General features: G+C 64.5%; 10 protein-coding genes and 1 tRNA gene. 9 read left to right on the top strand and 2 right to left on the bottom strand.

All coding sequences use genetic code 11. The annotated features are described in order from the left end of the window. A partial coding sequence (locus tag JWQ89_RS04460) for a hypothetical protein (protein WP_299638772.1) occupies positions 1–777 on the bottom strand: 777 nt, incomplete at its 3' end. A 146-nt stretch (positions 778–923) separates the two neighbouring features. Here JWQ89_RS04460 and JWQ89_RS04455 point away from each other — a divergent pair. The 4 genes from JWQ89_RS04455 (at position 924) to JWQ89_RS04440 (ending at position 5,371) form a co-directional block, all read left to right on the top strand. After that, entirely contained in the window at positions 924–2,126 is a 1,203-nt protein-coding gene (locus JWQ89_RS04455) for an aminotransferase class V-fold PLP-dependent enzyme (protein ID WP_299638770.1), read from the top strand. Between the two features lie 88 nt (positions 2,127–2,214). Beyond that, positions 2,215–2,299, top strand: a tRNA-Leu gene (locus JWQ89_RS04450). Between the two features lie 55 nt (positions 2,300–2,354). Then, positions 2,355–3,734 carry a trigger factor gene (gene tig / locus JWQ89_RS04445; protein ID WP_299638769.1) on the top strand — a complete coding sequence of 460 codons (1,380 nt, stop codon included), beginning with the start codon at positions 2,355–2,357 and terminating at the stop codon, positions 3,732–3,734. A gap of 161 nt (positions 3,735–3,895) precedes the next feature. Continuing rightward, positions 3,896–5,371 (top strand): NAD(P)H-hydrate dehydratase, encoded by a 1,476-nt coding sequence (locus JWQ89_RS04440; protein WP_299638767.1) that lies wholly within the window; start codon positions 3,896–3,898, stop codon positions 5,369–5,371. Between the two features lie 131 nt (positions 5,372–5,502). On the opposite strand, the gene JWQ89_RS04435 is transcribed toward JWQ89_RS04440, so the two are convergent. After that, the gene (locus JWQ89_RS04435; RefSeq protein ID WP_299638765.1) at positions 5,503–6,744 is read right to left on the bottom strand and encodes a cytochrome P450; all 1,242 of its coding nucleotides are present in this window, start codon (positions 6,742–6,744) and stop codon (positions 5,503–5,505) included. A gap of 127 nt (positions 6,745–6,871) precedes the next feature. Between JWQ89_RS04435 and JWQ89_RS04430 the strand changes: the two genes are divergently transcribed. The 5 genes from JWQ89_RS04430 to clpX form a co-directional block, all read left to right on the top strand. After that, a complete protein-coding gene (locus tag JWQ89_RS04430; RefSeq protein ID WP_299638763.1) occupies positions 6,872–7,102 on the top strand; it encodes a hypothetical protein in 231 nt (76 codons plus the stop codon). Positions 7,103–7,158: 56 nt separating this feature from the next. Further along, positions 7,159–7,389: a DUF6290 family protein gene (locus JWQ89_RS04425; protein ID WP_299638761.1), complete on the top strand. Its 231-nt coding sequence runs from the start codon at positions 7,159–7,161 to the stop codon at positions 7,387–7,389. Then, complete coding sequence (locus JWQ89_RS04420; protein WP_299638760.1) at positions 7,373–7,642, top strand: type II toxin-antitoxin system RelE/ParE family toxin; 270 nt, start codon at positions 7,373–7,375, stop codon at positions 7,640–7,642. Before JWQ89_RS04425 ends, JWQ89_RS04420 begins: the two co-directional genes overlap by 17 nt. 163 nt (positions 7,643–7,805) lie before the next feature. Further along, complete coding sequence (locus JWQ89_RS04415) at positions 7,806–8,432, top strand: ATP-dependent Clp protease proteolytic subunit (protein ID WP_299638758.1); 627 nt, start codon at positions 7,806–7,808, stop codon at positions 8,430–8,432. Positions 8,433–8,604: 172 nt separating this feature from the next. Next, positions 8,605–9,437 (top strand): ATP-dependent Clp protease ATP-binding subunit ClpX (gene clpX, locus JWQ89_RS04410; protein WP_299638756.1); only part of this gene is annotated, 833 nt, incomplete at its 3' end.

Below are 9,437 nucleotides of genomic sequence, written 5' to 3'. Positions count from 1 at the left end.
GAAACGGTCCACTACCATATTCCCGTTGGCCAGGTAGCTGACTTTGATAACGGGACCGCGAAGGACCAGTCGGTCTTGATCCCTTAGCCAATACACCAAGGTGTAAGGCAACTTGGCGAGACGACCGTTGTCATCCGCGATTACTACCTCAAAGGCTCCGCCGTAACCAAAGTTGAGGGGTGTCTCATCAAACGCCTCGCGAAGGACCGTTGATGCGAAGCGTCCTCCGAGAGCAGCCAACTCATCAGCGAGCACCCTCCCTGCGCCTTGGTTCTCGTTGGGCGCATCCACTGTTAGGCTGCGCTCGGAGACAAGGTTGAGGAAGTGGTACGCGCCAGAACCAGCTGTAAAAAGGCCAGTCCCTGACCTCTGGGCGTTGATGCCTCCAACCTGAGCAGGCAGCCCTTCATGCTGGCGTTCTCCGGCGATGCCAAGAAAGATGAGCTCGACCTCAGAAGCCAGCGTCTGCAATTCGACGTCGCGCTCAAGTACGCGTTGCAGCGACGCGAAGCTGATGTCGCCATCTAGAAGGACGGCAAGCCTGCGAATTGCGGCCTGAGCCTTCGACATGCCACCGGCCCAACCGACGACCAGTTTCGGGCTAAGAAAGATCAGCTTTTGCGCCAGGCCGGCGATTCCCTTTTCGCCTATCTGGGTTCCCTTCAAGAATTGCGAAGGAAGCTCTGTGTTGCTGGCCAGCCGGGCGTCGTAGCTGAGTAGTGCATCCCCAAGCATCAGCGCTGCTCCGGGACGGCTCGAACCAATGATGAGGGTCATACCTGCTCCATAGACAACGCACCTAGACGATATCACGGCCGCCAGCGGCAAGGGGTCCTGCACCGCGAGAAACACGTCGTCTTCGACGGAGTGACTAAGCTTCGGAAATATCTCACATTGCGGCAGTTTCGCTCACGGAGTCCCCGATGGTCCACGGTTCTGGCCGCACCTATCTTGCCATTCCCGGCCCCTCCGTGGTGCCGGATCGCGTGCTCAACGCCATGCATCGCGCTTCGCCCAATATCTACGAGGGCGAAATCTTCGATATCGCCTACAGCGTGGTGGCGGACCTGAAGCGGGTCGCCATGACCGATCAGCACGTCGCGATCTATATCGCCAACGGCCATGGCGCGTGGGAAGCGGCGATCAGCAACATGTTCTCGCGCGGCGACAAGGCGCTGGTCGGCGCCACCGGGCGGTTCGGGCATGGCTGGGCCGAGGCGGTGCAGCAGATGGGAGTCGAGGTCGAGATGATCGACTTCGGCAAAGCCGCGCCGGTCGATCCGAACCGGATCGCCGAGGCGCTGGCGGCCGACAAGGCGCACCGGATTCGTGCCGTGCTGGTTACCCATGTCGATACCGCCTCCTCGGCCCGCAGCGACATCGCGGCCATCCGGGCGGCGATCGACGCGACCGGACATCCGGCGCTGCTGACGGTCGACGCCATCGCCACGCTCGGGTGCGACGAGATGCGGATGGACGAGTGGGGCGTCGATGTCTTGGTAGGGGCCTGCCAGAAGGGGCTGATGCTGCCGCCCGGGCTTGGCTTCGTCTGGTTCTCGGACCGCGCGCTGGAGGTTTCGCAGCGGGCGGGTCTTTCCACACCGTATTGGGACTGGCGGCCAAGGGGCCTCGCGGAGGAATTCTACCAGCTGTTCGGCGGCACGGCGCCGACTGCGCACCTGTTCGGCCTGCGCGAGTCCCTGACGATGATCCTCGACGAGGAGGGCTTGCCTCGGGTCTGGGACCGCCACGAGATGCTTGCCGGGGCGGTGTGGGCGGCATTCGATGCCTGGAGCGCTGGAGCCAATGCCATCGGGCTCAACATGTCCAACCCGCGGTACCGCGGCCGCTCGGTGACGGCGGCGCGCATCGGCAATGGCGGGGCCATTGCGCTGCGCAAGTGGCTGGAAAGCGAAGCGGGCGTAACGCTGGGCATCGGGCTCGGCATGGCGATGCCGGACGAGCCGGCCTATGGGGACTTCCTGCGCGTCGCGCATATGGGCCACGTCAACGCCCATATGCTGCTGGGTGTGCTGGCGACCATGGAAGCGGGCATGCAGGCGCTCGATATCCCGCATGGGGCCGGGGCAATCGAGGCGGCAGCAGCGGCGATTGCGGCCGGGTGACCCGCAGCGAAGCTTGCGATGCAAGGTGCCCTTTGACCTTCCCCAATTCTTGCCATATATGCACGCGACCCGGCCGGCGGGTACCCTTGCGGGTGTGGCGGAACTGGTAGACGCACTGGATTTAGGTTCCAGCGCCGCAAGGCGTGGAGGTTCGAGCCCTCTCACCCGCACCAAACGCCACGACACCACCCCGGCCATACGAATTTGTTGAGATAACGGGATACCCCAATGCAGGTCACAGAAACCCTCAACGAGGGCCTCAAGCGCAAACTTACCGTGGTCATCCCCAAGAAGGATCTCAGCGACCGGCTGGACGCACGGCTCGATGAGCTCAAGGGCACCGCGAACATCAAGGGTTTCCGCCCGGGCAAGGTGCCCACCGCGCACCTCAAGAAGGTCTATGGCCGCTCGGCCATGTCCGAAGTGCTGTCCGACGCCATCAACTCGACCGTCTCCAAGACGCTCGACGAGCGCTCCGAGCGCGCCGCCACCCAGCCCAAGGTCGACCTGCCGGAAGACCAGGGCGTGATCAACAAGGTGCTGGACGGCGAAGCCGACCTCAATTTCGAGGTCAGCTACGAAGTGCTGCCGCCGGTGGCGCTGATGGATTTCAAGACCATCTCGGTCGACAAGCCCGTCGTTGAGATCGACGAGAAAGACGTGGACACCGAGGTGCAGCGCGTCTTCGCGCAGCAGCGCGGCTATGAGGAAAAGGGCGAGGATGGCGTCGTCGAGAACGGCGACCGGCTCGGGCTCAGCTTCAAGGGCACGATCAAGGGCGAGGCCTTCGCCGGCGGCTCGGCCGACCATGCGCACCTGACCGTCGGTTCGGGCGAGTTCATTCCGGGCTTCGAAGAGCAGCTCGTGGGGATGAAGAAGAACGAAACCAAGACAGTCAAGGTCACGTTCCCCAAGGACTACGCCCAGGCCGAACTGGCCGGCAAGAAGGCCGATTTCGAGGTCACCATCCTCCACATCGACGGGCCGAAGGCCGGTGAGCTCAACGACGAGTTCGCCAAGACGCTCGGCCTCGAGGACGTCGCGGGTCTCCGCGATGCGGTGAAGGAGCAGATGCGCGCGGCGCTCGACTCCATGGGCCGCCAGGCGATCAAGCGGCAGATCCTCGACCAGCTCGACGAAGGCCACAAGTTCGCCGTTCCCGAGCAGCTGGTGGAAGCCGAGTTCAACACCATCTGGCAGCGCGTGCAGCACGAAGTCGAAAGCCACGGCAAGTCGTTCGAGGACGAGGGCACGACCGAGGAAGCCGCCCGCGAGCAGTACCAGAAGATTGCCGAGCGCCGCGTGCGCCTCGGGCTGGTAGTCGCCGAGATCGGCAACCAGAACAAGATCGAGGTCACCGAGGATGAGCACCAGCAAGCGCTGATCGCCGAAGTGCGCCGCTTCCCGGGCCAGGAACAGCAGGTCTACGACTATTACCGCAAGAACCCGCAGGCCCTCGCCGGTCTGCGCGCGCCGGTGTTCGAGAACAAGGTGGTGGATTTCGTCACTGAGCTCGCCAACAAGACCGACAAGCCGATGACCCGCGCTGAACTCAGCAAGATAATCGCGTCGGACGAGGACGAGGTTCCGGAGGAGCACCACCACTGAGGTGGGGGTTCGTATGAGATCAGGGCCGCCCCTCGGGGCGGCCTTTTTGTTTTTCGCTACCGGCCTCTCGGTCATCTCCCGCAAGGGGAGATGAGCTGTGGCGACCTCGTGGTCCCCGTCGTCTTTCTGTTTGCTGGACTGCCGGGTAGGGTGCGTTCGCAATGAACACAGATCACGTTCTCCTCACACCTGCCGACATGGGTCGCGCCGACGCGCTCGCCATCGCGTCCGGCGTTCATTCGTTCACGCTGATGGAAGCTGCGGGTACGGCCGTCGCGGATGCGGTGCAGCAGCGATATCCCGAAGGTCCGGTGCTGGTCCTCTGCGGCCCCGGCAATAATGGCGGCGACGGGTTCGTTGCGGCCAAGACCCTCCGGGAGGCCGGGCGCGAGGTGCGGGTGGCGCTGTTCGGGGAGCGCGACAGGCTGAAGGGGGATGCGGCGGCGGCCGCGCGGCTCTGGACCGGACAGATCGAGGCGGCGCGGCCGGATGGGTTGCGAGGAGCTGGGGTGATCGTCGACGCGCTGCTGGGGGCCGGGCTCGATCGCGATGTCACGGGCGGGCTGGCGGAACTGATCGAAGCGGTGAACGGGGCGCGTGTGCCGGTCGTCGCGGTGGATGTGCCGAGCGGCGTCGACGGTGCGAGCGGGCAGGTGCGGGGCGTCGCGGTCAAGGCCGATGCATCGGTGACGTTCTTCCGCCTGAAGCCGGGACATCTGTTGCTGCCGGGCAGGGTGCGGTGCGGCGAGGTGGTGCTGCGGCAGATCGGCATTCCGGAGAGCGTGCTCGGGGAGATCGGCTCGAAGCTCTACCGGAACGGTCCGGACCTCTGGAGGCTGCCGGGGTTCGATCCCGAAGGGAACAAATTCGGCCGCGGGCATTGCGTGGTGGTGTCGGGCGGGCCGCTGCAGACCGGGGCCAGCCGGATGACGGCGATGGCGGCGCTCAGGACCGGGGCAGGGCTGGTGACGCTGGCCGGAGCCCATTCGTCGCTGCTGGTGCAGGCCAACCATGTCACCGCGATCATGCTGAAGCCGGTGGATGGGGCCGCGGGTCTCAGGCTGCTGCTACAGGATCGGCGGATCAACACGGTCGCGATCGGACCGGCGGCCGGCCTCGGCGAGGCAACGAAAGCCAACGTGCTCGCCGTGTTGGAAAGCGAGGCGGCGGCGGTGCTCGATGCCGATGCGCTGACGAGCTTCAAGGATGCGCCCGAGGCGCTGTTCTCGGCGATCGGCGACAAGCCGGAGCGGCCGGTGGTGATGACGCCGCACGAGGGGGAGTTCGAGCGGCTGTTCGGCAAGGTGGAGAGCAGCAAGGTAGAGCGGGCGCGCACGGCGGCGCAGCGATCGGGCGCGATCGTGGTGCTGAAGGGCAGCGATACGGTGGTGGCGGCGCCGGATGGGCGCGCCGTGATCAACGACAATGCGCCGGCGATACTGGGGACGGCAGGATCGGGCGATGTGCTGGCGGGGATTGTCGCCGGGCTGCTGGCGCGCGGGATGGAGGGGTTCGATGCGGCCTGCGCCGGGGTGTGGGTGCATGGCGAGGCGGGGAACTTATGGGGGAAGCCGGGGCTGATCGCGGAGGATTTGCCGGGGTTGGTGCCGGAGGTGCTGGCGGGGTTGGTCTACTAAGACCCCTCATCCGGCGCTTCGCGCCACCTTCTCCCCGACGGGGAGAAGAAGCGCTGTGGCTCGATCGGGGCACCATTCCTCTCCCCATCGGGGAGAGGGTGGATCGGCCGAAGGCCGAGACGGGTGAGGGCCTACCAGCTCACCTCCAGCCGCTCCAAGCCGTGGAAGTGGTAGATATTCTTGTACTGCGGCTCGGTCGCCGGCTTCAGCCCCGGCAGCCGGTCGAACAGCGTCTTCATCGCCACCTGCAGCTCGATCCGCGCCAGCGGGGCACCGATGCAGAAGTGTATTCCGGCCCCGAAGCTGACATTGGCGCCGTCGGGGCGGAAGGGGTCGAAGCGGTTGGGGGCGGCGAAGCGGGAGGGGTCGCGGTTGGCGGCGCCGAGCATCAGGCCGATGGTCTCGCCTTGCTTGACGCTGAGGCCGTTATCGAGCGTCACGTCCTGCAGGGCGTAGCGGGTGAACATGTGGAGCGGCGCATCGTAGCGGAGGCACTCCTCGACGGTGGCTTCGGTCTGCTTGTCGTCGGCGAACAGCGATTTGGGGTCGAGGGCACTCTCGAGGATCGCCTTCACGCCGTTGCCGGTGGTGTGGACGGTCGCCTCGTGGCCGGCGTTGAGGAGAAGGATGGTGGTCGAGATCACCTCATCCTCGGTGAGCCTCTCGCCGTCGATCTCGGTGGTCAGCATGTGGGTGAGGAGGTCTTCCCTCGGCTGGCGGCGGCGCTCGGCGATCACATGCCGCACATAGTCCATGAACTCGATCGAGGCCTCGTTGGCGTCGAGCTCGGTCTCATGGGTGACGCCGAACATGTACATGGCGACCATCCGGTTGGACCAATCGACCAGCTGCATCGCCATGTCGGCAGGCAGCCCGATCATTTCGGCGATGACGATGGCCGGCACGGGGGCGGCGAAGGCCCGCAGCAGTTCGACCTGCCCGTCGGCCTCGAAGCCGTCTATCAGTTGGTTCGCCAGCCGCTCGATGCGCGGGCGGAGCTGCTCGACATTTCGCGATACGAACGCGCGGTTGACGAGGCCGCGCAGCCGGGTGTGGGTGGGCGGTTCGAGGGCCAGCAGCGAGTACTTTTCGGTCTGGTCGAAGGCGGCAGTGTGGGGCTTGGGCGGCGCCATGCCGAGCTCTTCGCGGCTCATCAGATGCAGAATCTGCCGGCCGAAGCGCTTGTCGCGGAGCAGCGCGCTCACCTCCTTGAAGCCGGCAAAGCACCAGTGCCCGTAATTGTCCCAGAAGAAGGCCGGCGAGGCGGCGTGCACCGCGTCGTAGAAGGCATAGGGGTCGCGGTAGAAGGCGAGTTCGCGGGGCTGGGCGTCGGCGTGGCGGTCGGCGAGGGTGAAGGGAGCGGCTGCGGACAAGGAGGGGAACCCGTGAGGAGTGGTGTCGTGTCGCATGCTATACGCCGTGCGACTGCGACGGAAAGGCCTTGCCGTCGCCGAAAACTCGGCTAAAGCCTCCGCTAGCACCAGACTGGAGTTCGAGCCCGTGAGCGACCTGACCCTCAACGAAGCGATCGACAACATCTACACGTCGCTGCGCGAGAACAATGCCGACATCGACGTCCACATCGCGGCGCTGAAGGCGGCGATGGCCAGGGAAAGCGTCAAGGAGGCGGTGTTCGATCCTACCAAGCTGGCCCAGAACAACCGGCAGGGGCGCAAGACCATGCAGTCCTATTTCAGGAAGCGCGGCGTGACAGTGGAGTTCGGGGCGTAGTCACTTGCAGGGCATGGTGCGTGGGTATACATGTATCCCCGATAGGAGTATCGGCCATGAAGCAGACCGCTGTCCGGCTTCCGGACGAGACCTACGCCCGACTTCAGGACATGGCGTCTAAGACCGGGCGCACGGCAACATTCTACATTCGGGAGGCGGTCGAGGCGCATCTGGATGACCTCGAGGATGTCTACCTTGCCGAACGAGCGCTTGAGCAGCTCGAGCGTGGCGAGTCTCGCACCTACACTCTTGAAGAGCTGAAGAGCGAACTTGGCCTGGACGATTGAGTTTCACGACCGCGCCCTCCGAGACCTGAAGCGCCTTGCTAGGATCGATGCTGGACGCATCGTCCATTTTCTCGAGGCACGCGTCGCGGCTGTGGACGATCCCCGATCACATGGCGCCGCGATGCAAGGCGTACGCTTCGATCACCTCTGGCGCTACCGGGCCGGTGACTACCGCATCATCTGCGACATTCAAGATCACCGCCTGGTGGTTCTCGTGATTTCCGTCGGCCACCGCCGCGACGTCTATCGCTGACCCTCCCCATCTGGGCAGCTTCCCGGAATCCGTGGCATTGCGCGAATATGCGACTATTGCGGCCTGCCACATTGGCGCCTATCTGTCGCTTTACCGCCCGTTAAGCGGGCATCGCCTGAAGTCGGCCGCGAGCTGATTCTTCCTCAAAGGGGCAAATCTCGAAATGAGAGATCCGGTCGATACCTTCTACAACTACCTCGTGCCCACCGTTGTCGAGCAGACGACGCGGGGCGAGCGCGCCTTCGACATTTATTCGCGCCTGCTCAAGGAGCGCATCATCTTCGTGACCGGCCAGGTCGAGGACCAGATGGCCTCGCTGGTGACGGCACAGTTGCTTTTCCTCGAATCGGAAAATCCGAAAAAGGAAATCAACATGTACATCAACTCGCCCGGTGGCGTGGTGACGTCGGGGCTGGGCATCTACGACACGATGCAGTTCATCCGCCCGCCGGTGGCGACGCTGTGCATGGGGCAGGCGGCCTCGATGGGCTCGCTCCTCCTCGCCGGCGGCGAAAAGGGCATGCGCGCAGCGCTGCCGAACGCCTCGATCATGGTCCACCAGCCCTCGGGCGGGTACCAGGGCCAGGCCACCGACATCCTGATCCACGCTCAGTTCACCGAGAAACTTAAGCGCCGGCTGAACGAAATCTACGTCAAGCACAGCGGCCAGAGCTACGAGGCCATTCACAACGCGCTGGAGCGCGACCGCTTCCTCAGCCCCGAAGAGGCCAAGGAATTCGGCATCATCGATTCGATCTTCGAGAAGCGCGCGGCGCCGGACGCCGCGTGAGGGTTTCGCCCGTTAAGGTGAATCGCAACACCCTACGCGAGTGTGACACTTGTGTGATTGTGTGGGTCCCGGCTGGCCGTTAAGGTCGGTCGGGCTTACATTTTGTTTAGGTATCCGTGGCTAGCGTTCCATTCTAGCCGGGATGGGAGCCCGAACTCCCAGGAGTGACAGGATGTCCAAGGACACGACCAGCGGCGAATCTTCGAAAAACACGCTGTACTGCTCGTTCTGCGGGAAATCGCAGCATGAGGTCAGGAAGCTGATCGCCGGGCCGACCGTTTTCATATGCGATGAATGCGTCGAGCTGTGCATGGACATCATCCGCGAGGAAAACAAAACCTCGATGGTGAAGTCCTCGGACGGTGTGCCGACGCCGGCCGAAATCTGCAAGGTGCTGGACGACTATGTCATCGGCCAGTCTCGCGCCAAGCGCGTGCTGAGCGTGGCGGTGCACAACCACTACAAGCGCCTGCACCACGCCACCAAGAACCAGGACATCGAGCTCTCGAAGTCGAACATCCTGCTGATCGGCCCGACCGGTACCGGCAAGACGCTGCTTGCCCAGACGCTGGCCCGCATCCTCGACGTGCCGTTCACCATGGCCGATGCGACGACGCTGACCGAGGCTGGCTATGTCGGCGAGGACGTCGAGAACATCATCCTGAAGCTCCTGCAGTCGGCCGACTACAACGTCGAGCGGGCGCAGCGCGGCATCGTCTACATCGACGAGGTCGACAAGATCAGCCGCAAGTCGGACAACCCGTCCATCACGCGCGACGTGTCGGGCGAGGGCGTCCAGCAGGCGCTGCTGAAGATCATGGAGGGCACCGTGGCCTCCGTGCCGCCGCAGGGCGGCCGGAAGCACCCGCAGCAGGAATTCCTGCAGGTGGACACGACCAACATCCTCTTCATCTGCGGCGGCGCCTTCTCGGGTCTGGAGAAGATCATCGGCTCCCGCGGCAAGGGCTCGGGCATCGGCTTCGGCGCCGAGGTCCGCAGCCCCGA

Source organism: Devosia sp. (assembly GCF_028290645.1).
In the GTDB taxonomy this organism is placed as follows: Bacteria; Pseudomonadota; Alphaproteobacteria; order Rhizobiales; family Devosiaceae; genus Devosia_A.
Note: the sequence above shows the minus strand (reverse complement) of the source record. Positions and strands in the feature narration are given on the sequence as shown.